The following is a 23,243-nucleotide window of genomic DNA, read 5'->3' as shown; positions in this document are numbered from 1 at the left end:
CGGAGCCTAAGCGACGTAAGGCTTGGCGGAGACAATCTCCACCGGAATTTCCTTGCCGTTCGGGGCGACGTAGCTCAGGCTGTCGCCTTCTTTGTGGCCGATGATTGCCGCCCCCAAAGGCGACTTCTCGCTGAAGACATCCAGATCGGAATCCCCGGCGATCTCGCGGGAACCCAGCAGGAACGTCTCTTCATCGCCGGCGATGCGGGCAACAACCAGCATGCCGGGCTCAACGATTCCGTCATCGGCAGGGGCCTCGCCCACCTGGGCGTCCCGCAGGAGTGCGGTGAGCTGGCGGATGCGGGCCTCGATCTTGCCCTGCTCTTCCTTGGCTGCGTGGTAGCCGCCGTTTTCCTTCAGGTCGCCTTCCTGGCGGGCAGCTTCGATCTTCTGGACGATTTCCGCCCGGCCAGCGCCGGAAAGGTGGTCCAGCTCAGCCTGCAAGCGGTCGAAAGCTTCCTGGGTGAGCCAAGCCGCAGTGGCGCTATTGGTGGTAGACACGGATTTCTCCTCTAGATCTGACAATGCAAAAGACCCCGCCGAGGTGGCCACTTTGGAACTCAGTAACCAACTTAACGGGGTGAAGGTTTCATCCATTGTAGTAAATCCTTTGGACGAACCCAAACCGGTTGAGTCATGGGTCACATGATCGTTATTTCCCGCTGTCGGTGATCCAGCAGTTGTCCACCACTCCAGAGACGGCCGGCGACTCGGTACGCAGGACCGTGCGCTGGACGGTGGTGCTGCCGCCGTCGGGGTCGTCCTGGGGATCGTTGGGACCGACCTCCACAACCTTCCAGCCCACTACGGCGAACTTGGAATCCAAGGCCTTGATGGCGCATTTGGCGGTGGCTCCAGGGTATTTGGTGACCTGGTAATCCACCTCTGCCTGGGTGCCGTCCACGGTGCTGTAGCCGATGTCCTTGAACGTGACCGGGGCCTGCGCGGAGCCGGTTGCGACGTAGCCTGCGAACCCAATCCCGATGACCAGGGCGCCGATGATGATGTTCCGCTTGGTTTTGCGGGTCATGGCGCGCTTTTGACCGCCGTAGCGATTGGCTAGGCTGGTGCTTGCCGGTACTTGGGTGGCCGATAGGTCCTCTGAAGTCACCCGTCCAGTTTAGTGCCGATCCCGGCGCCCCATCACCGCCCACACAGCTTGATCCACGAAAGAGGAGCCGTCACGTGACAGCGTCCAGCAGTTCCGACCAGCAGCTGCGGCTGCTCGCCGTCCACGCCCACCCGGATGATGAGTCCAGCAAGGGCGCAGCGACCATGGCAATGTACGCCGCTGCGGGAGTGGAAGTGATGGTCGCTACGTGCACTGATGGCTCGCGCGGTGACATCCAGAATCCGGCCATGGAAGATGCGCCCCATCCAAAACGGGATATGGCCGGCGCCCGGCGGCTCGAGATGGCCAATGCAGCTGCTGTCCTGGGAATCCAGCAAAGGTGGCTCGGCTTTGTAGACTCGGGCCTGCCCGAGGGCGATCCGCTTCCGCCCCTGCCCCCGGGCTGCTTCGCGCTCCAGCCGCTCGAACGCGCCACGGCGCCCCTGGTCCGGCTGGTCCGCAGTTTCAAACCGCACGTGATCTTGAGCTACGACGAAAACGGCGGATACCCGCACCCGGACCACATCATGGCGCACAAGGTCGCCGTGGAAGCTTTCGATGCCGCCGGCGATCCGGACCGCTACCCGGGCATGGGAGAGCCGTGGGCTCCGACCAAGCTCTATTACGACCGGGCGTTCAGTCCTGAACGATTCCGTGCGCTGCACTTCGCGTTGGAAGAGGCGGGGCTGCAGTCCCCGTACGCCGAACGGCTTGCTGCGTGGTTGGAGGCCGACGCCGAGGGCCACACGCCCGTTCCTCCCGGACACCAGACCACCACACAGGTTGATTGCGGTGATTTCTTCGAAGCGCGCGACGACGCACTCCGGGCCCACCGTACCCAGATCGATCCCCTGGGCTTCTTCTTCGCAGTTTCGCCGGATCTGCAGAGGACGGCGTGGCCATGGGAGGACTACACCTTGGTCAAGTCCACGGTGCCATCCGAGCTGCCGGAGAAGGACCTGTTCGCAGGGATAAGATAAGAACTCCGGCAGTTTCTATCGTCCGTAGAAATTGCTGCCGGGCCACCCAGTTTCCGGCTACCTGCCGCTCGTCGGCAATGCATCAGCTCCCATAGAAGGTTTGAACGTGCAGCACTTGATTCTCGCCCTGACCGTTACCCCGTCGCCCAACCCCTCGGGCACGCTGCGGCCCGGCCTGTCCGAGGACCAGGTGACGCCCGGTACATGGGGCTTCGTCCTCACGGCCTTCATCGTCATCCTGACCACGTTCCTGATTGTGGACATGGTCCGCCGCATCCGGCGCGTCCGTTACCGGGCCCAGGTGGAGGAAGCCCGGCTGGCCGCTGAGTCAGGGAGCGACGCGGAGACAGGGAACGCCGCGCCGACAGGGAACGCCGCGGCGCCCACAGCAGATGAGAATGGCGATGCCGCGCCCGGGGCGCGCTGAGCTACCTGGCTGCAACCGGTGCTAATGAGCGGTGAAGGCGGCTCGCCCGTCTGAAGACCCGACGTCGGTGGGTTCAGCACCGCGCCGAAGTTCCCGCCGTCGCGGGTTCTTCAGTGGTGTGCCTCAGGCCGCTGCAGCCGCTGACATGCCCGTTTGCTTGCCGGCGATGGCCTCGGGCATCTGAAAGAGCGCGAACTAGCTCAGCACAGCCATCATGATGGCGATGAAATGGGCAGCGAAGGCCAGTACGGTGAAGGCGTGGAAGAGTTCGTGGAAGCCGAAGTGCTTGAGGCTGAAATTGGGCTTCTTGATGGCGTAAAACACCGCGCCGGCGATGTACAGGGCGCCGCCCACGCAGATCAGGATCGCCGCGGCCGCGTTGGCGCTGAAGAACTGCGGCAAGTAGAACAACGCCCCGCAGCCCAAGGCGATGTAGACGGGAACATACAGCCATCGGGGAGCATGCGTCCATAGAACCCGGAACAGCACCCCCACGATGGCGCCGGACCACACGAGCCACAACAGGGTGACGGCCTCGGAGCGTTCCAGCAACGACCAGGCCAGCGGAGTGTAACTGCCGGCAATGACCAGCATGATGTTGGTGTGGTCCAGCCGTTTGAGGACCATACGGACCTTGGGGGACCAGTTTCCCCGGTGGTACACCGCACTGACACCGAACAGCAGGAAGCCTGTTAACGCGTAGATGGCGGAGGTGATCTTGCGGTCCGCCGTGGGTGCCACCGACACCAGGACAATGCCCGCAGCGAGGGCAAAAGGAGCCGCGACAGCATGGATCCAGCCGCGCCAAAGGGGCTTGGTTTCAACGAGCTCAGCCATGGTTAAACAATAACTTACGTTCCGGTAAGTTACCGCAGGGTAACAAGTGCGGGGTTGTTTTTGACCGCCTGCTGCACCGGCTGCCCAGCTGGGGAAGGTAGCCTAGGATGTGCGTCGTCGTCGTACAAGCAAGGAAGTCAGGTGAGAGTCCGGTGGAGCTGCCCGGTTTCCTTTATGGCTTCTATGAGCGCAAACTCCTCAGATCCCTGAAGCAGGACCAGATCCCGGGACACATTGGTGTCATGGTGGATGGCAACCGCCGCTGGGCGCGCCAGTTCAACGCACCCACCAGCCAGGGACACCAGGCCGGTGCGGACAAAATCCACGAATTCCTCGGGTGGTGCCAGGAGCTCGGGGTCAAAGTAGTGACGCTGTACATGCTCTCCACTGACAACATGAACCGCTCCGGTGAGGAACTTGACCTCCTCATGGGAATCATCGCCAACACCATGGACCGCCTGGACGAAGACGAGGACGTCTCCGTCCACGCCATGGGTGCTCCTGAACTCCTGCCGGACTACCTCGCCGAACGGCTCAACAAACTCACAGCCCGCACGCCGGTCCACGAGAAGATCCATGTCAACGTCGCCGTCGGCTACGGCGGCCGCCGCGAAATCGTCGACGCCGTCCGGGAACTGCTGCACGACGCCGCTGCTAAAGGCCGGACCATGACGGAAGTGGCAGATGAACTTTCGGTGGACGACATATCCCGTTTCCTCTACACACGGGGACAGCCAGACCCCGACCTGGTCATCCGCACCTCCGGCGAGCAGCGGCTCTCCGGCTTCCTGATGTGGCAAAGCGCTTACAGCGAGTTCTATTTCTGCGAGGCGTTGTGGCCCGCGTTCCGCAAGGTAGATTTCCTGCGGGCGCTTAGGGACTATGCCGGACGTCAGCGCCGCTACGGAACCTAGAGGCGGCAGGTTCACCAAAAATTAACGCCCCCGACATGCGACTTGCCGGGCGCGGGTTGCGGAAATGAATGTGTCCGGGATTACGTTAATCACATCAGCAGGCAAAACCGCCCGCTGATCGGGGAGGCCAATACATGGAGCGGAACATCGCACCAGTTACATGGGAGGCCACGCCCGGCCTTCCGGCCGAGCCGCTTCACCATTAGGCCGGGCGAACTGCCCGGGGCTGGAGTCGATGTGGCTATTTCTGAGCAACTGCCCGCAATGGTTTCCGACGGGGAAAGTGCAGCTACCTCTCGCGCCAAGCGCGTCCCACAAACAGCGCGGACCAAAAAATCCGCCACAGGCCGCAGCTACGTCATCGATACGTCCGTCCTGTTGTCCGATCCGCACGCGTTGCTGCGATTCGCTGAACATGAAGTCATCGTCCCCATCGTGGTCATCAGCGAACTCGAAGGAAAACGCCACGATCCAGAACTCGGGTACTTCGCCCGCAAAGCACTCCGGCTCCTGGACGATCTGAGGATCGAACACGGAGGACTGGACCGATCCATCCCCCTCGGCGCGGACGGTGGAATGCTGCGGGTGGAAATGAACCACATTTCCCCCGACGTCTTGCCCGCAGGTTTCCGCGGAGGCGACAACGACAGCCGCATCCTGGCCGTAGCCAAGAATTTGGCGAACGAGGGCCACAACGTCACCGTGGTGTCCAAAGACCTCCCCATGCGTGTCAAAGCCTCTGCCATGGGACTCCAAGCCGACGAGTACCGCAACGAACTCGTCAAAGACTCCGGCTGGACCGGGATGGCCGAGGTTGAGGCCAACGACGACGAAATCACCACGCTCTATGGCCACGAGCCGGTTTTCATTCCAGCTGCCGCCGAACTCCCGGTCAATACCGGCCTGGTCCTTCTGTCCAACCGCGGATCCGCACTGGGCAGGGTCGGGGCGGACAAGCAGGTTCGCCTCGTCAAAGGCGATCGTGATGTCTTTGGACTCCACGGACGTTCCGCCGAGCAGCGGCTGGCCATCGACATGCTCATGGACCCCGCCGTGGGGATCGTCTCCATCGGCGGACGTGCAGGCACAGGCAAATCCGCGCTGGCCCTCTGTGCCGGCCTGGAAGCTGTCCTGGAGCGCCGTGAGCACCGCAAAGTCGTAGTGTTCCGGCCCCTGTACGCCGTGGGCGGCCAGGAACTTGGCTACCTGCCCGGATCCGAGTCCGAAAAAATGAATCCTTGGGCCCAGGCCGTGTTCGACACCCTGGGAGCCTTGGTGAGCCAGGAAGTGGTCGAGGAAGTCATGGATCGGGGCATGCTTGAAGTCCTGCCCCTGACCCACATCCGTGGGCGTTCCCTGCACGACGCCTTCGTCATCGTCGACGAAGCACAATCCCTCGAGAAAAACGTCCTCCTCACCGTCATGAGCCGCATCGGACAAAACTCAAAGATCGTCCTCACCCACGATGTCGCCCAGCGCGACAACCTCCGGGTTGGGCGCCATGACGGTGTGGCCGCTGTTGTCGAGACGCTCAAGGGTCACCCCTTGTTCGGTCACATCACGCTGACCCGTTCGGAACGGTCGCCGATTGCTGCGCTGGTGACGGAGTTGCTCGAAGGGGCTGAAATCTAACCCCATCGACGCGGTGCCGCCTTCGGCGAAGGCCAGACATCCTCTGCGTGCTAGCTCGTTCCTCGCTTTTGACGCACGCTGCCGGATGCCTGGCCTTCGCCTTTTCAGTCACCCGCCGGAAGCTCTTCGATTCCAAGATAGGAGGAGAAGGCTTGGTGGCCTTGGACTTTGAGGGTCCAGCCCGGGCGTTTGAAAGTGGTGGGAGTGAGCCGGACTTTTTGGACTTCCTGGGCTGTGTCTCCCCAGCCCTCCCGGGAGATGCCGTTCAGCTCGTAGCCGAGGCTGGTGGAGACGCCCAAGGACTTCTGGTTCCAGCGGGCGGCCTCGGATTCGGCCACTTCGGCGTTCAGGTAGTCGAAGGCATAACTCACGACGGCGGCCCGCATCTCCTTGCCAAAGCCCTTGCCTTGTGCGGACTGCTTGAGCCAAGAGCCGGTGCTGACGGTTTTCAGCGTTGAGAAGTTCTTGGCGCCGATGTCCTGGACGCCGAGGAACTCATCCTCGTTCCAGACCGCGAGCAGAAGGGTCCAGGATTCCTGGGTGAAGTTAGCGCGGCAGCGCCAGTACCACTGGGCCATATTGGGAGCGAGTTCATCGTCCGGAAGCTCGGTCCACGGGGTACTGAACGGGCTCTTGCCGGGCTCGTGGACGCCGGAACGGGCCGCGGCGACGGCGGCCGGGATGTCGTCGTCGAGGACTGGACGGATGCTCAGCCTCGGGGTGGTGAGGACGAGTCCGAACGGGGGCCAAATGTCTGCCAGCGATGTCATCGCCGTAGCTTAGCCCGGCAGGAGGAACCACGCGAGTCACACCGGGGCAGGCTCTTCCCAGGCCGCGCCGCCCCTCACGCTCGCCGAGGGGTTGGATCTCGGGACTTTGGCGACGTCGATACTGCCGGGAGCTCGCCCCTCGGCGGCGGGGGTGTTCCGTCAGGCTCGCCGAGGGGTTGGATCTCGGGGTTTTGGTGCTTCGATACTGCCGGGAGCTCGCCCCTCGGCGGCTGGGGTGTCAGGCGGCGGGGCCTATGTCCCAAGGGATGTGGCGTCGGACGTCGGTGAGGTTCATGGACTCGGCCAGGAAAAGGTCGTCCAACATGTACTCGTCCACCGCAAGGATCTTCAGCCAGTGGCCCTTTCCCGAGGTGTCTCCGTCCAGGCTCTGGCTGGCCACACAGACGCCGGTACCGGCGTCGATCCTGATCAGCGTCCTCCCGGGGTGGGCCAGGGGTTCAGAGGGGTCAGAGGGAACGTAGGTCCGGCTCGGCGTGACGATGGATTCCAAAGCCAGGCGGCCCTCATGGTCAACCTCCCGCGGTTGCTCAAGGAAGACCGGGTTGGTGTCGGGGAACTCGAGGGGAACCGGTGCGTTGCCGGCCAGTTCCACGGGATCCAGTGCTGCCGCGAGGCGGCCGTTGCCGAACGAGGGCTCCCCGTAGGCAGCCTCCGGTCGGCGGCGGACCAAGCCGGCGTCGTCGTAAACGGGCGTCACCAGATGGGCTGGAAGCAACCATGAGCGGCGTGTTGAGGAGACGTACAGATCATCCCGGGAGTCGTTGATGCCCGTGGTGCTGTGCAGCAATTGGCCGTCCGGAGTTTCCATGCGAAGAGCGCCTGGCCGCCTCAGCCATGCGCGGACCATGGTGGAGCCCGTCCCGGGCCTTTCCAGGTACTCGAAGCGGAGGCTCGTCCATTTCCACGGCGAAGAACGGCAAAGATTCCGAAACGTGGAGGAGAGGTCGAAACCCGGTCCTCCTGCACTGAAGCTCCCCATATCCACAGTTTACGCAGCCCTTCAAGCGGGCCCGGCGGCCAAAGCGGGATAGCATCCGAGAGTGATCCGACGACTCTCCGACCTCTGGGATGCCAGCCCACTGGGCTTCTGGCTGGTGATGGCCGCCTGCTTGTACTTCGTGGTGATGGCTGTCCGGCTCACGGTAATCGATGTGCGGAGCCACCTGTTGCCCAACCGCATCGTTTTCCCTTCCTACGCCGTGGCCGGGGTGTTGCTGCTGGCGGCATCCCTCGTGTCGTTCTTGGACGGCGGAAGCAAGGGCCAGCAGCTTTCAGCCACGCTGTTCGCTGTACCGGGACTCCGGCTCCTCGCGGGAGGCGCTGTGCTGTGGCTTTTCTATTTCGTGCTGCGTCTCATCCACCCACCCGGCATGGGCTTTGGCGACGTCAAGCTCGCGGGTGTGTTGGGGCTCTACCTGGGCTACCTGGGGTGGAGCCACGTGTTTGCAGGGACGTTCGCCGCTTTCATTTTGGGTGGGCTGTGGAGCCTGGTGATTTTGGTCTCACGCCGCGGTACCCTGCGTTCGGCCATCCCCTTCGGCCCTTTCATGTTGGCCGGAGCGGCGGCTGCGATGGTGGTCCTGCCCTCTTGAAGATTCCAACGAAAGGAACTGCGGCCAAACTGCAACCCACCCCGTATTTTCGCCTTCACCGGGCTGCGGCATGCTTGGGCCAGCAGGTGTTTAAGCGACATACTCACCCTGAAGAACTCACACGCGACCATCGAAGTGAAGGAAAGCTGACACATGGGTGCACCGGAATTCGTCCTGAAACTGCGGGAAAAGATCGGTAACGATCCCCTTTGGCTTCCGGCAGTAAGGGGAGTGGTGCTCGACGACGACGGCAGGGTGCTGCTGGGTCAACGCGCCGACAACGGCCACTGGGCCTTGATCACCGGAATGCTGGAGCCGGGTGAGCACCCGGCTCCCGGGCTGGTCCGGGAAATCTTCGAGGAAACGGCAGTCGTGGCCGAAACTGAACGGATCATCGGCGTCGGGGTTGTAGGCCCGGTGACCTTTCCCAACGGCGATGTATGTGACTTCCTGGACATCACCTTCCGTTGCCGGTACGTCTCCGGGGAAGCCCGCGTGAACGATGATGAATCACTGGACGTGGGATGGTTCGCGCTGGATGAGCTTCCGGAGATGAGCGCCGGAAACCTCGAAGCAATCAGGCTTGCCACGGAGCCCGAAGGCCCCGTGGCATACCAAGTGGAAGACTGATACCGCTATCGTCCGGCGCCGGCACGGTCCTTGTCGAGCCCGTCCGAGGTGCCTTCGATTCCGCCGGAAGCAGCCAGTTCAGCTTCCAAGCGTGCCGTCTCCAGACGTTCGGCCTCGAGCCGGATGGCTTCCTCGCCGCCAACCGCCTCGCCGCGTGCCACCATTCCGGCGGTGTCGGAGAGGGGGATCTGCTTCAGGGTGATGGCCAGGATGAGTGCGATGGCAATGAACGGCACCAAATACCAGAACACGGGCGCCAGGGAATTGGCATAAGCGTTGACGATCGCGTCCCGCAACTGTTCCGGCAACTGTGAGAGTGCCTGCGGATCCAGAGTGCTGGTGGACTGCGAAGCCTGCTCCGCTGAAGCGCCGGCACCGGTGAATGCTTCCGTCAACGACTCCGACAACCGATTGGTGAAGATCGCACCGAAGACGGCGACACCCAGGGATGCACCTACCTCGCGGAAGTAGTTGTTGGTACTGGTTGCCGTGCCGATCTGGTCAGCAGGAACGGAGTTCTGGACCACCAGGACGATCACCTGGATGATCAGGCCCAGGCCCGCCCCGAAGATGAAGAGCTGGACGCAGATCACCCAAATGGGGGTGGACGCTGCCAGCGTAGTCAGCCAGAGCATGGCCGCGATGGTCAGTGCTGCACCAAGGATGGGGTACATCTTGTACTTGCCGGTCTTGGAGATGCGGATACCGGAGTAGATGGAGGTGCCCATCAGGCCCACCATCATGGGCAGCATCAACAGGCCGGATTCTGCGGCGGACGTTCCGGAGGACATCTGCAGGAAAGTGGGGACGAAGGCGATGGCAGCAAACATGCCCAGGCCCAGCGTGAAGCCGATGGCCGTTGCGTTGATGAAGATGGGGTTCTTGAACAGGCTGAGGGGAATGATGGGGTCCTCGGCGCGGCGTTCAACCATGACGAAAGCGAACGCTGCCAGGACCATGCCCGCACCGAAGGCCCATGTCAGGGGCGAGTCCCAGCCTTCGTCCTTCTTGCCACCGAAGTCGGTGAAGAAGATGAGGCAGGTGGTGGCGGCTGAGAGGAAGAGGACACCCAGGATGTCGATCTTCTTTTCGGCTTTTTTGTTCGGCAGGGTCAGTGTGAACCAGGCGGTGATGAATGCGGCGATGCCGATAGGGATGTTGATGTAGAAAGCCCACTCCCAGGTCAGGTGGTCCACGAAGAATCCACCCAGCAAGGGTCCGGCCACGGCGGAGAGGCCGAAGATGGCGCCCAGCGGGCCCATGTACTTGCCGCGCTCCTTGGCAGGAACAATGTCAGCGATGATCGCCTGGGAAAGGATCATGAGGCCGCCGCCGCCCAGGCCCTGAATGGCGCGGAAGATGACGAAGCCCCAGAAATCTGTGGCAAACGCACAGCCCACGGACGCGAGGGTGAACAGCGCAATGGCCACCAGGAACAGGTTGCGGCGCCCAAGGATGTCACCGAATTTGCCGTAGATGGGCATCACGATGGTGGTGGCCAGCAGATATGCGGTAGTAATCCACGCCTGGTGTTCCACCCCGCCGAGCTTGCCCACGATGGTGGGCATGGCGGTGGAGACGATGGTCTGGTCAAGGCTGGACAGCAGCATGCCTGCGATCAGCGCCGAGAAGATGATCCAGATGCGTTTCTGGGTCAGCAGCAATGGTTCTGCCGCTTTCGAAATTGTACTCATGCGGGGTCCTTCGAGGTTTCAAGGGGATTGGGGCCCAGTTGCTGGTTCGTGGCCAACGGCTGGGCGAAGAGTTTCCGTGCGGCGTTGAGGTTCTGTTCGAGGATCCCGCGGTAAGGGCGGGTGTTTTCCTCCGAGAAGAACTGCTGGGCTGTCTTCTTGGAGACCGCCCCGAACAACGCCGTCGCAGTCATGACTTCGGGATGCCCGGGATCCAGCCCTTCGCGGGCGGCCACCAGGGCGGCGAATTCCCGTTCGCGCGCCTCCCCTTCCAGGGTCAGGCGCGCCAGAAGTTGTGGTTCAGCCGTGATGGCAGCGATGAACTGTTGGACTTCGGAACGGCTGATGGACGAACGCTCCATCAGGGTCACGGTGAGAACATGCAGGGCTGCCAGGAGAGTCCCGGAGATGCTGTCCGGCGTGCGCGAAGGGTTCTGGTTGAACGACTCCAAGGCCTCGGCGGGCAATTCATCCGAGAAGGAACCGATCACGGCATCTTCTTTGGAATGGAAGTAGTTGAAGAAGGTTCGGCGCGAAATCCCCGCCGCTTCGCAGACTTCTTCAACCGTGAAACCGCTGAGGCCATGCTCAGCGGTCAGGGAACGCGCGACGGCGGTAATTGCCGTCCGCGTGGCGGCCCGCTTGCGCTCGCGGAGGCCGCCATCGATATTTGCACTATTGCTCACAAAGTAAAGTTTTGCACTCTTGATCAAAAAGTGCAAAAAGAAATCAAAGGTCGGGTGAAACCATAACCCCGGGGAGGATACCCAAGGGCATCCTGCTGCAAAAACCTTCCGGGTACGACGACGGCCGGTACCTTTCGTGCGAAAGGTACCGGCCGTCGTCGTGCGGTGAGTAAGGGCGCTAAGTGCTAAGCCTTGTGGGCGGGGGAAGTCATGGTGGTGACGTCCAGGGCCTTGTCCAGGTCGGCCTCGGAGACCTTGCCTTCGTCCTCGCCGACGAAACCAAGCTTCTCGGTTGCCTGGCGGATGGTCAGGCCTTCCTTGACAGCGATCTTGGCGATCTTTGCCGCGTTTTCGTACCCGATGTACTTGTTCAGCGGGGTCACGATGGACGGGGATGCCTCGGCCAGGAAGCGGGCGCGCTCAACGTTGGCGGTGATGCCGTCGATCATCTTGTCGGCCATGACGCGGCTGGTGTTGGCCAGCAAGCGGATGGATTCAAGCAGGTTGGCGGCCATGACGGGGATGCCCACGTTCAGCTCGAAGGCGCCGTTGGTGCCGGACCAAGCGATGGCGGTGTCGTTGCCGATGACCTGTGCGCAGACCATGATGGACGCTTCGCAGATGACCGGGTTTACCTTGCCCGGCATGATGGAGGAGCCCGGCTGAAGGTCAGGGATGGCGATTTCGCCGAGGCCCGTGTTGGGGCCCGAGCCCATCCAGCGGAGATCGTTGTTGATCTTCATGAAGGAGATGGCGATGTTGCGGAGCTGGCTGGAGCCTTCGATCAGGCCGTCGCGGTTGGCCTGTGCCTCGAAGTGGTCGCGGGCCTCGGTCAGCGGCAGGCCGGTGTCGGCAGCCAGGAGTTCGATGACGCGCTCCGGGAAGCCTGCAGGGGTGTTGATGCCGGTGCCTACAGCGGTGCCGCCGAGGGGAACTTCGGCAACGCGGGGGAGCGCGGCGTTGATGCGCTCGATGCCGTAGCGGACCTGGGCTGCGTAGCCACCGAACTCCTGGCCCAGCATGACCGGCGTAGCGTCCATGAGGTGCGTGCGGCCGGACTTGACGACGTCCTTGAACTCAACGGCCTTGCGGTCCAGCGAAGCTGCCAGGTACTCAAGGGCCGGGATCAGGTCGTTGATGAGGGCGGAGGTCGCGGCAACGTGGACGGAGGTCGGGAAGACGTCGTTGGAGGACTGCGAAGCGTTCACGTGGTCATTCGGGTGAACAACGTTCTCGCTCCCGGCGGCCGCGAGGGCGCGCGATGCGAGCTCGGCGATGACCTCGTTGGTGTTCATGTTGGATGAGGTGCCTGAGCCGGTCTGGAAAACGTCGATCGGGAAGTCGCCGTCGTACTTGCCCGTGGCAACTTCATCGGCAGCGGCGGCGATGGCCTCGGCGAGCTCACCATCGAGCACCCCCAGTTCGGCGTTTGCCAGTGCAGCTGCCTTCTTCACCCGGGCCAGGGCCTCGATGTGTGTGCGCTCAAGCGTCTTGCCGGAGATCGGGAAGTTCTCCACAGCACGCTGCGTCTGGGCGCGGTACAGGGCGTTCACGGGGACGCGAACTTCGCCCATCGTGTCATGTTCAATACGGAACTCAGTGGTGGAAGTCATGGGGCTAGCTTAGGGCGGTTGGACGCCTCACAGAAAACCCGGAGGGGAGTGCTACGTGCTCCGGCACGGCGGCCGGAGCACGCCTCCTTAGAGCTTGCCGATCCCGGAAACGAGGGCCGCACGGCCTTCATCGAGCTTGTAGGACAGGCCGATCACGGCCACACGCCCGTCGTCGATGGCGTCGGAAATCACACGTGAGCTGTCAGCCAGGCGGGCGGCTGTCTGCTTCACATGCTCCACCACCATGTCGTTGACGTCGTCCTGGTTATTGCGCCGGGCCGTCAAGACCGAGGGCGTGATGCGCTCCACGAGGTCGCGGATAAAACCGGGAGGCATCTCGCCGGTTTCCACAGCAGCCTTGGTGGCCTTCACCGCACCGCAGCTGTCATGGCCGAGGATCACGATCAGCGGGACACGGAGTTCGCTGATGCTGTACTCGAGGGAACCAAGGACTGCGTCATCAATGACCTGGCCGGCGGTTCGGACCACGAAGGCGTCACCGAGGCCCAGGTCAAAAATGATTTCTGCAGCGAGCCGGGAGTCCGAGCAGCCGAAGATCACGGCAAAGGGATTCTGGTTCTCAATCAGTGACGATCGTCGCGAAGCGTCCTGGTTGGGGTGCAGGGATTCGCCGGAAACAAAACGTTCGTTGCCCTCGCGGAGACGGCGCCACGCCAGGGCTGGAGTCAGGTAAGTAGGCACGAGCCTTACTTTACGACGCGGAGAGTGCAGTCCGTGAAACTGTTGCGGCGATTACGCGGACGGTTGCGACGAAGCCGTGCCTGAGGCCGGAGCGCTTGCGGCCGGGGCCTGGTCTGCAGACTTCACGACGGCGGCGGCGAGCGTCGCGAACTCGTCAAGACTTGCCGTGCCGCTCAGGATCAGGGTGGTACCCCGGTAGTCCAGGACCATACTGCGCTTTTCCTTGCCGGAATCGCGCAGTTCCCAGTCCTGGCCCCCGGCGTTGCGCGTGCCGGTGACGGGGAGGTTTTCCGTCTGCTGCAGGACCCAGGTGGGGTTGGCCTTATTGGTCTGGGTCAGGCCAATGAAGCCCTCTTTGGGGGTCAGGAAACCAATCTCCCACGTGGGGACACCGCTTCCGGAACCCGATTCCCACCGGGCGTAATTGGGTTTGAATGTGTCGCCCGTATCCGGGGTCGCGGGTGTGAATCCCGCCACACCAGTGGCGTTGCGGGCGATCGCGGTGACATCGATATCGGGCCTGAAACCCTCGCCCTTGGGAGCCGGGTTCATCAAGACGATGGGAAGGAAAGCGAGAACGCAGACCAGCAGCGCGATGACCATGCCGATGACCGAAGCATTGGCCCGTTTGGCAGCTTTCGCCGCAATCACGGGTTTATACGGGGCATCCGGGATGGCCTGGGCATCGGTTTCAGTGGCCGGTGCAGCGTCGGATTGGTTCTCAGCTGCGGGCTTGTCCTGCGTTTCACTCACCCCTCCATGATCCCCCATGGCAGCGGGGAACACACATCCGGGGACCTCACCGGCGGTATTGCGGGCCGTGGTCATCCAACGACCTCCGGTGGACGCGGCGACTATGATCGTTGATAGAGGAACCCCGGGTTGCCCCGCGCAACCGTGTCCGGTCCCGTGAATCGTCACTCGAAGAAGAGGTTCAAGTGTCTCCTGCACCAATGACCCAGCAGTATTCCACGATTTCGCCGTCGCTCGCCGTCGGCATCGACGAACCCGACCGCAACCTTGCGCTTGAACTCGTCCGCGTCACCGAGGCCGCGGCTATTGCCGGTGGCCACTGGGTAGGTTTCGGTGACAAAAACAAGGCAGACGGCGCCGCCGTCGATGCCATGCGTTCATTCCTTCAAACCGTCCACTTCAACGGCGTCGTGGTCATCGGTGAAGGCGAAAAAGATGAAGCCCCCATGCTGTTCAACGGCGAGCAGGTTGGTGACGGCACCGGTCCCGAGTGTGACGTCGCCGTCGACCCCATCGATGGAACCCGCCTGACCGCCCTCGGCATCAACAACGCCCTCGCAGTGCTTGCAGTGGCCGAGCGCGGATCCATGTTCGACCCCTCCGCTGTGTTCTACATGGAGAAGCTCGTCACCGGCCCCGAAGCGGCCGACATGGTGGACCTTCGCCTGCCCGTCAAGCAGAACCTGCACCTCATTGCCAAGGCAAAGGGTGTCAAGGTCAACCAGCTCAACGTTATGATCCTGGACCGCGACCGCCACCGTCCGCTCGTCGAAGAAATCCGCGAAGCAGGCGCACGCACCAAGTTCATCATGGACGGCGACGTCGCCGGCGCCATCGCTGCAGCCCGCTCCGGCACCGGCGTGGACGCCCTCATGGGCATCGGCGGCACCCCGGAAGGCATCGTCACCGCCTGCGCCATCAAGTCCCTCGGTGGTGTCATCCAGGGCCGCCTGTGGCCCACCTCGGACGACGAGAAGCAGAAGGCCATCGACGCCGGACACGACCTCGACCGCGTTCTGTCCACCAACGATCTCGTGACCTCGGACAACTGCTACTTCGCAGCCACCGGCATCACGGACGGCGACCTCCTCCACGGCGTGCGCTACCAGAAGGACCGCGTCATGACGCAGTCCATCGTGATGCGCTCCAAGTCCGGGACTGTGCGCTTTGTCGAGGCTGAGCACCACGCATCCAAGTGGGAGACGTACGCGCGCAAGCCGTAACCCCCGGGTTTAACAAAAGGACGGCGAGCATCGCTCGGCGGCTATCTCCTCGTACCTCGTCGATTTGATGCCGCTTTGGCGATACTCGCCGTCCTTCTCTGTGTCCGGCCACGTTCGGCTTCGAGCTGCTAAAGGGTGGGGGAGGGTGTGCCCGGGGTGTGCCTTCACCACCTACTTTGAATCTGGAAACCTCGGGGCGTGCCGGGAAGCAGGGTGTGTCGGGGTCGGAGCCGGCCCAGAGTGGGTGGTGGGAGTGACACCTGATTTAGTGCGCGAGGGCGGCGGTCAGGGTTAGGGGAGGTCCGGGCCTAGCGGACTTTGTCGCGGAGCTTTCTGGCCAGCTGGTATACCCCGTAGCGGAGTTTATTGACCGGGAGGTCCCAGGTGCCGGGATAGGACACTTCGCGGCCGCCGAAGGACTTCTTGAACGCCGTGAAGCCCGCCCACTTGTGGTCAGGCTGGTCCTCGGGCGCCACACCCCAGAGGTCCACGTGCTTCAAGCCCTTCTCCTTGGCATCGGCCATCAGCGTTACCAGGAGGGGGATGCCGGCACTGAGCTTGCGGTGGGTATCGTCCAGGGCAGCGTGGGCGTAGACGCGGGTGTCAGCGGAGTCGTAGGCGAAGGCGGCGGCGATCGGCTCGCCCTCCAGTTCGGCGATAAAGAGTGTTCCGCAGCCTGCAGGCAGCAGGGAGGCAGCCACCTGGGTGAGGTATTCATCGCTTTGGGGTTTGAAGCCGTTCCGCGCGGCAGTCAGGTGCAGGAAGTGCAGGAGAATCCTGATGTCGGCCGGATCCTGTGAAGCCCGGAAGGTCACACCCTTTTTGTGGATGTTCCGGTACAGATTCCGGTTGGTCGGCTTCATGCCTGCCAGGACCTCTTTGAAATCTCCGTCGAGGTCCACGATCCAGCTGAGCTCGGGCTGCTGGTTGACCGGCGCGGGACGCATGCCGCGCGAGCGGAGGAGGGGACCGGCGTCGGAGGCGGTGAAACCGGAAGCGGCAGGTTCCATCCGGACGAAGACCGCATGGACCTTCCTGGCCAAAGCCACCAAAGCTGCAGTAGCGGCGTCGAAGGCTTCAACCGACTCTGCCACAGGGCCGTAGGGAGCATAAATGACCTTGCCCGCAGGGTTCTTCTCCTCGATGGCCAGGAAGCTCCAGCCAGGACCGGACTGTTCGTGGACGCGGCGGCCCAGGGAACGCTGGACGGCAGCCCAAGCGGGCGTTTGCAGGAAAAACTCCATGGATCAGTTCCCCAACCCGGTGGTCACCGCAAAGGCGACGCTGACCTCTGTGGCGCCCTGCACGGGGTGGACGTTGACGGGAGCCTCAATGTCGGGAACAAAAGCGGCTGCACCGCGCCCAAGCCGGAGGTCGCTCTTGGGCGAGTCAAGCAGCACCGAACCTGAAACCACCACGACGACGGCTGGCCCGGTTTGTGCCAAAGGCACCGGTTCGGCGCCAGGAGCAAGTTCCATGCGCTGCAGCTGGAATTCCTTGAACGGCGGGCGATAAAGTTCCTGTCCGAATTCCGTCCCGCTGACCTGGACACGAGGGACGCCCAAGGCTTCGAACCGGACGGTCTTGAGGAGCTCGGGTACGTCAACGTGCTTGGGGGTGAGCCCGCCACGGAGCACGTTGTCGGAGGAAGCCATGACTTCCACGCCCAGGCCATGGAGGTACGCATGGATATTTCCGGCCGGCAGATACACGACCTCGCCGGGCTCGAGGGAAAGGTGGTTCAAGAGCAGGGAGATGAGGACGCCGGGATCGCCGGGGAAGGCTTCGTTGATATCCAGCATCGCAGCAAGAACCCCACGATGCGGTTCCAGCGGCGCGCCGGCTGAGAAGACGGCAACTACTTCGTTGATGGCATCGGAAACCTGGCTGCCGCCCTCAATGAGGCGGCTGAAGGCTGCTTTCAGGGCAGCGGGCTCCTCGGGCAGGCCGAGATCGGAAATGACGCTGGAAATCACGGGCGGGACGGCGACGGCAGCGGAATCAAGGACGCGGGCCAAGTGTTCAAAGACGGCCTTGGACCCGGCAGCAGGACGGAAGCCGCACAGAGCCTTGAACGGAGTCAACGCAAAGATCATCTCCGGCTTGTGGTTGTCGTCCCGGTAATTGCGTTCTGCCGCATCGGCGGGGATGCCGGCGGCGTTCTCGCGGGCGAACCCCTCCTTCGCCTGGTCCAAGCTGGGGTGGACTTGCAGGGACAACGGCTGTTCGGCAGCGAGCAACTTGGCCAGGAACGGCAAGCGGGGGCCGAACTCCGCCAGGCTCTCCGAACCCAGGAACCGCTGGGGATCGGACTCGATCAGTGCATTCAGGGGCTGGGTAACGCCGTTGGGGTGGACAGCTGTAGAAGGGGAGTCAGGGTGGGCTCCGATCCACATTTCCGCCTCGGGACCACCGGAGGCCGGCCGCCCCAGCAAGTCTGCGATCGCCGTCGTCGAACCCCACGCATAGGGTCGCAAAACATTCTCAATCTGGTACACGAAAGAAAGTCCTTATCGTTGCGCTGGACGTGGGGTTGAACGGAGCTGCAAGCCTACAGTGGTGCGCACTGCCCGTTGGTTGCCACAAGGTCACGTATGCCTTGCTCATCGCCCTGGGCCTTGAGGCCGTTCAAGAGTTCGATGGTGATCGGGGTGCCGTCCGGTGTGGTGGTTACAGGAGTGAAATCGGCCGATGGTGAGGGAAGCTGGCCCGCCGGGTGGCTGCCTGCAACAGGCCCGGCCGCCACGATGGTTCCGGCAGCTGCGCCGTTGCCGGTCACGAGGGCGTCATCGGCCTTGGGGCCGTTGGATCCGGCGAGGGTTTCCTGGACCTTGGAGTGGATGAGGTCGAAGTCCGGGACGGTGGAGAATGACGCGTCGAAGTCCGGTGGGCCGATGGTGAGCCGTTTGACAGGCTGATTCTTGGACTTCAAGGCGAGGTCCACGAAGCTCCCCAACTGGTTGGAGGAAATGTTCGAGTCGACGACTTTGGTTCCGGCGTTGGCGATGTCTTCGAACTTGGTCAGCAGGGTGGCCGGATCAAGTTGCTTGAGCATGGCCTGCTGCACGCACTGCTGGCGTGCGATGCGGGCGTAGTCGTCCACGAACTCACGGGACCGCCCGTACCACAGGGCATGGAAGCCATCCAGGTGCTGGTCGCCGGCCGGTATCCAGCCGTCGGGCATGCCATGGATGCCGTTGGCTTCGTCAGTCACAGGGCCGCTGATGGGCACCCAGCCGCCGGCCTTGATGCGGATGCCACCCATGGCGTCAATGAGTTTGGCAAAACCATCCATGTCCACCAGCACGTAGGCCTGGACAGTGATTCCCAAGGTGCCGGAGACGGCTTCCAGAGTGGCTTGCGCTCCGGGGTCGGCCACACCGGGGTAGAGGTCCTTGTAGTTGTTGGTGACCTCGGTATTGACCGCATTGATCAGGCATTCGTCGCCGCAGTTGTAGCCGTCCGGGTAGATCTTCCGCATAGGCGAACCTTCGCTGAACTGGGCGTTCTGAAGATTCCTGGGGACCGAGATGATGGCGCTCTCGCCCGTCTTGGCATCAACGCTGATGACCGAAAGGCTGTCCGGGCGGCGTCCCGTCCTGTCGTCCCCGGCGTCCCCACCCATCATGAGGAAGTTGTAACGTCCGTCCACGGGTTCGATGGCGGGGCCGGCATCGAAGATACTGCCGATGGCATTCCGGCTGACGTTGAGGACGTAGGCGATATAACCGAGCGAACCGCTGGCCAGGATCGTTGAGGCTGCAAGGACCACGGCAATGATGGGCCGCATCCCCGGTGCCAGCAGGGCCGGCCTGATGATCCTCAAAGTGTTAAGGAAAAGGTAGGCCCACCCCAAGGCCAGGGCCACCAGGACCACAATGATCAACAGGGAACCGATTGGGTGGGTGAACACACTGAGCAGCAGGGTCCGGTTGACCATGGCGATGAACAAGGTAACCAGCGCCAGGGCCCACACCGTGAGCGTCACGCGCAGCGCCACCCGGCCAAGCCTCCGGTCGCCGGCAACGATCTGGGCACTGCCGGGAATGAAGAGGGTGAGCAGGACCAGCACGAAGGCGCGTTTGGTCCGCACCGGGGCGCTGGCCCCGGACGGATAGCGAACGGGATCAGTCAGGGCGGAACCGGGCTGATTCTGAGTCTTGTGCATGGTGGTCAACCGGTGCCTTCCTAGCGGGGGCTCCGGGCTGAAGCGTTGGCAGGGGAGAAGACTTCCTCTACCTTGCGGCGCAGGTTTTCGCCCTTCTTGGTGGCGACGTCATTGAGTTCCTGGGCAAAGTCCACCAGATCAGCGCGGAGCTTCGCGGCGAGTTCGTCCGTTCCCGAAGCGAGCATGCGCACAGCAAGGAGGCCGGCGTTTCGTGCCCCGGCAATCGAGACCGTAGCCACGGGGACACCGGCAGGCATCTGGACGATGGACAGCAGGGAATCCATGCCATCCAGGGTCTTAAGGGGAACGGGGACGCCGATGACAGGAAGCGGTGTCACCGAGGCAAGCATGCCGGGGAGGTGGGCGGCGCCGCCGGCGCCGGCAATGATGACACGCAGCCCGCGTTCGTGCGCAGTCTGGCCGTAGCGGATCATTTCCGTGGGCATGCGGTGCGCGGACACGACGTCGGCTTCAAAAGGGATACCGAACTCGGCCAAGGCATCGGCTGCGGCTTCCATCACCGGCCAGTCTGAATCCGAACCCATCACGAGCCCTACCAGCGGGGCTGTTGCTTCTGACGTCATGCGCTCTCCTCAAGGGTGGTCTGCTCGGGCTTGTGGCCGTCGCGGATGATGTTGGCCACTGCTGTGGCGCGCCGACGGACGGAGTCGACGTCGGAGACCGAACTGCCCACGAGGTTCACGTGGCCTATCTTGCGGCCGGGGCGGACGGATTTGCCATAGAAATGGACTTTGGCTGCGGGCTCGTAGGCCAAGGCCATAGGGAAGGCGTTGAAGAGGTCCTGGTTTTCCCCGCCGAGGAAATTCTTCATGACCACCACGGGTGCCAGCGCGTCGGTTGCTCCGAGCGGAAGGTCCAGCACTGCCCGAAGATGCTGCTCGAACTGGCTGGTGATGGATCCATCCTGCGTCCAGTGGCCAGTGTTGTGCGGGCGCATGGCGAGTTCGTTGATGAGGAAGCCGGCTCCGACCCCCGGGGTTTCGAACAGCTCTGCAGCCATTACTCCGGTGACGCCAAGCTCGTTGGCAATGCGAAGTGCCGCCTCTTCGGCAGCCGCGGCCACCTCAACGGCAATGTTCTGTGCCGGTGCAATGACTTCGTCGCAGACACCGTCCACCTGGATCGTGTGGACCACGGGCCAGGCCCGGGATTCGCCGCTGGGGGTTCGCGCTACCAGCGCGGACAGTTCGCGGCTGAAGTCCACTTTGGCCTCTGCCAGCAGGGGGCTCATTGCCTGGAACCAATCGGCAGTGTCCTGGGCGTCAGCAGCGGAGTCCACGATCCTGACACCCTTGCCGTCGTAACCACCACGGGGGGTCTTCAGGACAACGGGCCAGCCAATCCTGTCGCCGAATGCCACGAGCTCCTCAACGCTGCTGACCGCGGACCACTCCGGGTTGGGCAGGCCAAGGCGGTCAATCGCTGCCCGCATCACAAGCTTGTCCTGGGCGTTCACCAGCGCATCAGGGCCGGGCTGGACGTTGACACCGGCATCCAGAAGGGCCCTCAGGTGTTCCGTGGGGACATGCTCATGGTCGAACGTCAGCACGTCCAGGCCCTTGGAGAACTCGAGGAGGGCGTCCAAGTCCTTGTAGTCGCCGATCGGGGCTGTGGCCACGGCGGCAACAGCCGAAACGTCCACACCCTCAGCCAAAACTCGGAGTTCGAAGCCCAGGGCGGTAGCGGGCGGAGCCATCATTCGTGCGAGCTGGCCGCCGCCAACAACGCCAATTACTGGAAAAGTCACAAGGTTCAGCCTACCGAACCGGCGGCAGGATCACGGATTCTGCCGCCCATAAGACCGCTTTTCCACAGCGTTACACCCCTTGCGGGAGCCGATTTTGGCCTTCTCACAGTCTGCTCAAAGGCAGCGCGCGGAAAACGGCGCTAAAATGGAATCGGCCCACCGGCCCACCTATTCAACGGCCATGGAGGGTCATGATCACCACACTTGCAGATCGCATCCGCGGACTTGCCTCGCTCTTTTGGCGTGAAGTAGCAAAGTTCGGCGCAGTCGGCGGTGTCGCTTTTGTCATTGACTCGGCCGTTTTCATCTGGCTGTTCTCCGGACCGATGCATGGCAGCGAGGTCTGGGCCAAGGCCATTGCGACGATCGTTGCAAGTGTTTTCTCGTGGGTCGCCAACCGTTTCTGGACCTTCCGCCACCGCAAGCAGGCCAACGTGGTCCGTGAGGCCGTGCTGTTCGCCGTGATGAACCTCGTGGGGCTCCTCATCGCCTCAGGGTGTGTGTGGTTCGCCAAGTACATCCTGGACCTGAACGACAAGCCGTCCCTGTTCATTGCCGGCAGCGTGGTGGGCCTCATTCTGGGCACCATTTTCCGGTTCTTTGCCTACCGGTTCTGGGTGTTCAACGAAGAGCTGGACGCTGAGCCCGAGTTCTCGCATGACCACGAGATCATCGACCTTCACCACAAGGCCAAGAGCGAGGCCGGAGCTGCCAACCCCGGCACCGGCGAGTTGCCGTCCGTTAAGAACGGCTGACCCGCTCGTTCTGCAGCAGGTGCTCAGTCACCTCCAGGTCCGGGTGGACCAAAACCACCGAACCGTCGCCGTGCCACGCTCCCAGTGAAGCTGCCAGGCAGGTTTCCAGGCCCTCGCTGGCCCGCACCAGCAGGCGGACGCCGGGTTCCTGGCCGGTCGCGAACTCTTCCATGAGCGCTTCGTGCGTGAGTTCTGAGGTGCCGCGCACTGCCGGGAGCTCCGCAGCGGCCTCGTTGTGTGCCATGAAGACGTCGCCATGGGAGCGGACTTCCGCCGCGTAATCCACGACGCCGGATGGCAGCTCGCCCGGCCATCGCATGGCCAGCGCGGCCAGCGGCACGGCAACGACAGCGTCGAAGCCGGCCCCGGCATCGCCGTCGGGAGTGTCCGTGACGAGAAGGTCCGCGGAGGTCTGGTCGAAGACCACCTCCATTCCCAGCTGCCATGCAGCCAGTGCCCACACAAACGACTTCCAGTGCGCCGGGAGGTCAAGGCGGACGGCCATGCCTGGCTCGGCATCGAGTTCGTCCTGCAAAAGATTGCTGGTCTTGGCCACCCAGTTATCCAGGACGCGGCCGGAAAGCTCAACCCGCTCCGCATCCGGCCCGTACCAGGTCAGGCGCGGCGAGGTCGAATGGCCGGATCGCAGGGTGGTCATGAGGTTTGCTGCCGGGATGCTCATGCGTCAATCTTGCCACGGTGGTCCGGCGCCGGGCTTGGGATTAGGGCCGGCTTTGTGAATTGCGACACATGCCATTTTGTCCAGTCGGTGGGCGCTCTGGGGCGAGGGCTTAATTTTCCGCGGAAATTCAATGAAAGTTCACGTAAATTGATCCAACCCTCCCATTTCCCCCGCAGGCAGGCGGCGGCACGGGCAAAATGTTGGGCGTGGCGCATCCCACGTTTCTCCGGATTCTTGATTATTATTCCGGCGCGGCTTGACTGACGGGTAGTTACACGCGTGTAATTA

Annotated in this window: 24 protein-coding genes; 8 read left to right on the top strand and 16 right to left on the bottom strand. The window is 62.9% G+C overall.

Features of this window, described 5'->3' with window-relative positions; genetic code table 11:
- Positions 1 to 6: 6 nt before the first annotated feature.
- Positions 7 to 501 carry a transcription elongation factor GreA gene (greA, locus tag BLQ01_RS07160; protein ID WP_026542824.1) on the bottom strand — a complete coding sequence of 165 codons (495 nt, stop codon included), beginning with the start codon at positions 499 to 501 and terminating at the stop codon, positions 7 to 9.
- Positions 502 to 652: 151 nt separating this feature from the next.
- On the bottom strand, positions 653 to 1,111 hold the full coding sequence (locus tag BLQ01_RS07155) for a DUF4307 domain-containing protein (protein WP_091550810.1): 459 nt from the start codon (positions 1,109 to 1,111) through the stop codon (positions 653 to 655).
- Between the two features lie 74 nt (positions 1,112 to 1,185).
- On the opposite strand from BLQ01_RS07155, the gene mca reads away from it, so the two are divergent.
- Positions 1,186 to 2,091, top strand: a complete 906-nt coding sequence (gene mca / locus BLQ01_RS07150; protein WP_026547487.1) for a mycothiol conjugate amidase Mca — start codon at positions 1,186 to 1,188, stop codon at positions 2,089 to 2,091.
- 106 nt (positions 2,092 to 2,197) lie between these two features.
- The gene (locus tag BLQ01_RS07145) at positions 2,198 to 2,518 is read left to right on the top strand and encodes a hypothetical protein (protein WP_091551153.1); all 321 of its coding nucleotides are present in this window, start codon (positions 2,198 to 2,200) and stop codon (positions 2,516 to 2,518) included.
- Between the two features lie 195 nt (positions 2,519 to 2,713).
- Here BLQ01_RS07145 and BLQ01_RS07140 read toward each other — a convergent pair whose 3' ends face one another.
- Positions 2,714 to 3,355, bottom strand: coding sequence for a PAQR family membrane homeostasis protein TrhA (locus tag BLQ01_RS07140; protein ID WP_091550809.1), 642 nt, complete (start codon positions 3,353 to 3,355; stop codon positions 2,714 to 2,716).
- Between the two features lie 107 nt (positions 3,356 to 3,462).
- Between BLQ01_RS07140 and BLQ01_RS07135 the strand changes: the two genes are divergently transcribed.
- Positions 3,463 to 4,269 carry an isoprenyl transferase gene (locus BLQ01_RS07135; protein ID WP_051420836.1) on the top strand — a complete coding sequence of 269 codons (807 nt, stop codon included), beginning with the start codon at positions 3,463 to 3,465 and terminating at the stop codon, positions 4,267 to 4,269.
- Positions 4,270 to 4,506: 237 nt separating this feature from the next.
- Complete coding sequence (locus tag BLQ01_RS07130) at positions 4,507 to 5,901, top strand: PhoH family protein (RefSeq protein WP_091550807.1); 1,395 nt, start codon at positions 4,507 to 4,509, stop codon at positions 5,899 to 5,901.
- A gap of 104 nt (positions 5,902 to 6,005) precedes the next feature.
- Here BLQ01_RS07130 and BLQ01_RS07125 read toward each other — a convergent pair whose 3' ends face one another.
- Together BLQ01_RS07125 and BLQ01_RS07120 are read right to left on the bottom strand one after the other, a co-directional pair.
- A complete protein-coding gene (locus BLQ01_RS07125) occupies positions 6,006 to 6,671 on the bottom strand; it encodes a GNAT family N-acetyltransferase (RefSeq protein ID WP_091550805.1) in 666 nt (221 codons plus the stop codon).
- Positions 6,672 to 6,909: 238 nt separating this feature from the next.
- Positions 6,910 to 7,671: a hypothetical protein gene (locus tag BLQ01_RS07120; RefSeq protein WP_091550804.1), complete on the bottom strand. Its 762-nt coding sequence runs from the start codon at positions 7,669 to 7,671 to the stop codon at positions 6,910 to 6,912.
- A 61-nt stretch (positions 7,672 to 7,732) separates the two neighbouring features.
- Between BLQ01_RS07120 and BLQ01_RS07115 the strand changes: the two genes are divergently transcribed.
- Together BLQ01_RS07115 and BLQ01_RS07110 are read left to right on the top strand one after the other, a co-directional pair.
- Positions 7,733 to 8,284, top strand: a complete 552-nt coding sequence (locus BLQ01_RS07115) for a prepilin peptidase (RefSeq protein ID WP_091550802.1) — start codon at positions 7,733 to 7,735, stop codon at positions 8,282 to 8,284.
- A gap of 153 nt (positions 8,285 to 8,437) precedes the next feature.
- On the top strand, positions 8,438 to 8,914 hold the full coding sequence (locus tag BLQ01_RS07110) for an NUDIX hydrolase (protein ID WP_091550801.1): 477 nt from the start codon (positions 8,438 to 8,440) through the stop codon (positions 8,912 to 8,914).
- A 5-nt stretch (positions 8,915 to 8,919) separates the two neighbouring features.
- On the opposite strand, the gene BLQ01_RS07105 is transcribed toward BLQ01_RS07110, so the two are convergent.
- The 5 genes from BLQ01_RS07105 to BLQ01_RS07085 all read right to left on the bottom strand — a co-directional run bounded on the left by BLQ01_RS07105 (position 8,920) and on the right by BLQ01_RS07085 (position 14,359).
- Positions 8,920 to 10,608, bottom strand: coding sequence for an MDR family MFS transporter (locus BLQ01_RS07105; RefSeq protein ID WP_091550799.1), 1,689 nt, complete (start codon positions 10,606 to 10,608; stop codon positions 8,920 to 8,922).
- Complete coding sequence (locus BLQ01_RS07100; protein WP_026547058.1) at positions 10,605 to 11,291, bottom strand: TetR/AcrR family transcriptional regulator; 687 nt, start codon at positions 11,289 to 11,291, stop codon at positions 10,605 to 10,607. The genes BLQ01_RS07105 and BLQ01_RS07100 overlap by 4 nt, the downstream gene beginning before the upstream one ends.
- Before the next feature lie 185 nt (positions 11,292 to 11,476).
- The gene (locus tag BLQ01_RS07095) at positions 11,477 to 12,904 is read right to left on the bottom strand and encodes a class II fumarate hydratase (RefSeq protein ID WP_091550798.1); all 1,428 of its coding nucleotides are present in this window, start codon (positions 12,902 to 12,904) and stop codon (positions 11,477 to 11,479) included.
- Positions 12,905 to 12,991: 87 nt separating this feature from the next.
- Positions 12,992 to 13,606 carry a carbonic anhydrase gene (locus BLQ01_RS07090; RefSeq protein WP_026542810.1) on the bottom strand — a complete coding sequence of 205 codons (615 nt, stop codon included), beginning with the start codon at positions 13,604 to 13,606 and terminating at the stop codon, positions 12,992 to 12,994.
- Positions 13,607 to 13,657: 51 nt separating this feature from the next.
- Entirely contained in the window at positions 13,658 to 14,359 is a 702-nt protein-coding gene (locus tag BLQ01_RS07085; RefSeq protein ID WP_254779269.1) for a DUF4245 domain-containing protein, read from the bottom strand.
- Positions 14,360 to 14,559: 200 nt separating this feature from the next.
- Between BLQ01_RS07085 and glpX the strand changes: the two genes are divergently transcribed.
- Positions 14,560 to 15,582 carry a class II fructose-bisphosphatase gene (glpX, locus tag BLQ01_RS07080; protein WP_026542808.1) on the top strand — a complete coding sequence of 341 codons (1,023 nt, stop codon included), beginning with the start codon at positions 14,560 to 14,562 and terminating at the stop codon, positions 15,580 to 15,582.
- Between the two features lie 308 nt (positions 15,583 to 15,890).
- Here the strand turns inward: glpX and BLQ01_RS07075 are convergent, their stop codons facing one another.
- From BLQ01_RS07075 to BLQ01_RS07055, 5 genes are read right to left on the bottom strand one after another with little or no spacing between them, the layout of a single operon-like run.
- Positions 15,891 to 16,826 (bottom strand): lipid II:glycine glycyltransferase FemX, encoded by a 936-nt coding sequence (locus BLQ01_RS07075; protein ID WP_091550795.1) that lies wholly within the window; start codon positions 16,824 to 16,826, stop codon positions 15,891 to 15,893.
- Positions 16,827 to 16,829: 3 nt separating this feature from the next.
- Positions 16,830 to 18,080 carry a mannose-6-phosphate isomerase, class I gene (manA, locus tag BLQ01_RS07070; RefSeq protein ID WP_091550793.1) on the bottom strand — a complete coding sequence of 417 codons (1,251 nt, stop codon included), beginning with the start codon at positions 18,078 to 18,080 and terminating at the stop codon, positions 16,830 to 16,832.
- 53 nt (positions 18,081 to 18,133) lie between these two features.
- Positions 18,134 to 19,750 (bottom strand): LCP family protein, encoded by a 1,617-nt coding sequence (locus BLQ01_RS07065; RefSeq protein ID WP_091551151.1) that lies wholly within the window; start codon positions 19,748 to 19,750, stop codon positions 18,134 to 18,136.
- A 20-nt stretch (positions 19,751 to 19,770) separates the two neighbouring features.
- Positions 19,771 to 20,334, bottom strand: a complete 564-nt coding sequence (gene purE / locus BLQ01_RS07060; RefSeq protein ID WP_026542804.1) for a 5-(carboxyamino)imidazole ribonucleotide mutase — start codon at positions 20,332 to 20,334, stop codon at positions 19,771 to 19,773.
- The gene (locus BLQ01_RS07055) at positions 20,331 to 21,518 is read right to left on the bottom strand and encodes a 5-(carboxyamino)imidazole ribonucleotide synthase (RefSeq protein ID WP_091550791.1); all 1,188 of its coding nucleotides are present in this window, start codon (positions 21,516 to 21,518) and stop codon (positions 20,331 to 20,333) included. Before BLQ01_RS07055 ends, purE begins: the two co-directional genes overlap by 4 nt.
- Positions 21,519 to 21,709: 191 nt before the next feature.
- On the opposite strand from BLQ01_RS07055, the gene BLQ01_RS07050 reads away from it, so the two are divergent.
- Positions 21,710 to 22,273, top strand: coding sequence for a GtrA family protein (locus tag BLQ01_RS07050; RefSeq protein ID WP_026542802.1), 564 nt, complete (start codon positions 21,710 to 21,712; stop codon positions 22,271 to 22,273).
- Here BLQ01_RS07050 and BLQ01_RS07045 read toward each other — a convergent pair.
- Entirely contained in the window at positions 22,260 to 22,955 is a 696-nt protein-coding gene (locus BLQ01_RS07045; protein WP_091550790.1) for a TIGR03089 family protein, read from the bottom strand. The two genes, BLQ01_RS07050 and BLQ01_RS07045, sit on opposite strands and share 14 nt — an antisense overlap.
- Positions 22,956 to 23,243 lie beyond the last annotated feature (288 nt).

The organism is Arthrobacter sp. UNCCL28 (assembly GCF_900102805.1).
Taxonomy (GTDB): Bacteria; Actinomycetota; Actinomycetes; order Actinomycetales; family Micrococcaceae; genus Arthrobacter; species Arthrobacter nicotinovorans_A.
This window is presented reverse-complemented; position numbering and strand designations above follow the sequence as displayed.

What these genes read in the sequence shown, in the direction of transcription:
- BLQ01_RS07140 (WP_091550809.1), bottom strand. Translation starts at nt 3,355, where the DNA reads ATGGCTGAGCTCGTTGAAACCAAGCCCCTTTGGCGCGGCTGGATCCAT.
- BLQ01_RS07135 (WP_051420836.1), top strand. Translation starts at nt 3,463, where the DNA reads ATGTGCGTCGTCGTCGTACAAGCAAGGAAGTCAGGTGAGAGTCCGGTG.
- BLQ01_RS07125 (WP_091550805.1), bottom strand. Translation starts at nt 6,671, where the DNA reads ATGACATCGCTGGCAGACATTTGGCCCCCGTTCGGACTCGTCCTCACC.
- BLQ01_RS07120 (WP_091550804.1), bottom strand. Translation starts at nt 7,671, where the DNA reads ATGGGGAGCTTCAGTGCAGGAGGACCGGGTTTCGACCTCTCCTCCACG.
- BLQ01_RS07110 (WP_091550801.1), top strand. Translation starts at nt 8,438, where the DNA reads ATGGGTGCACCGGAATTCGTCCTGAAACTGCGGGAAAAGATCGGTAAC.
- BLQ01_RS07105 (WP_091550799.1), bottom strand. Translation starts at nt 10,608, where the DNA reads ATGAGTACAATTTCGAAAGCGGCAGAACCATTGCTGCTGACCCAGAAA.
- BLQ01_RS07095 (WP_091550798.1), bottom strand. Translation starts at nt 12,904, where the DNA reads ATGACTTCCACCACTGAGTTCCGTATTGAACATGACACGATGGGCGAA.
- glpX (WP_026542808.1), top strand. Translation starts at nt 14,560, where the DNA reads ATGACCCAGCAGTATTCCACGATTTCGCCGTCGCTCGCCGTCGGCATC.
- BLQ01_RS07075 (WP_091550795.1), bottom strand. Translation starts at nt 16,826, where the DNA reads ATGGAGTTTTTCCTGCAAACGCCCGCTTGGGCTGCCGTCCAGCGTTCC.
- BLQ01_RS07065 (WP_091551151.1), bottom strand. Translation starts at nt 19,750, where the DNA reads ATGCACAAGACTCAGAATCAGCCCGGTTCCGCCCTGACTGATCCCGTT.
- purE (WP_026542804.1), bottom strand. Translation starts at nt 20,334, where the DNA reads ATGACGTCAGAAGCAACAGCCCCGCTGGTAGGGCTCGTGATGGGTTCG.
- BLQ01_RS07050 (WP_026542802.1), top strand. Translation starts at nt 21,710, where the DNA reads ATGATCACCACACTTGCAGATCGCATCCGCGGACTTGCCTCGCTCTTT.
- BLQ01_RS07045 (WP_091550790.1), bottom strand. Translation starts at nt 22,955, where the DNA reads ATGAGCATCCCGGCAGCAAACCTCATGACCACCCTGCGATCCGGCCAT.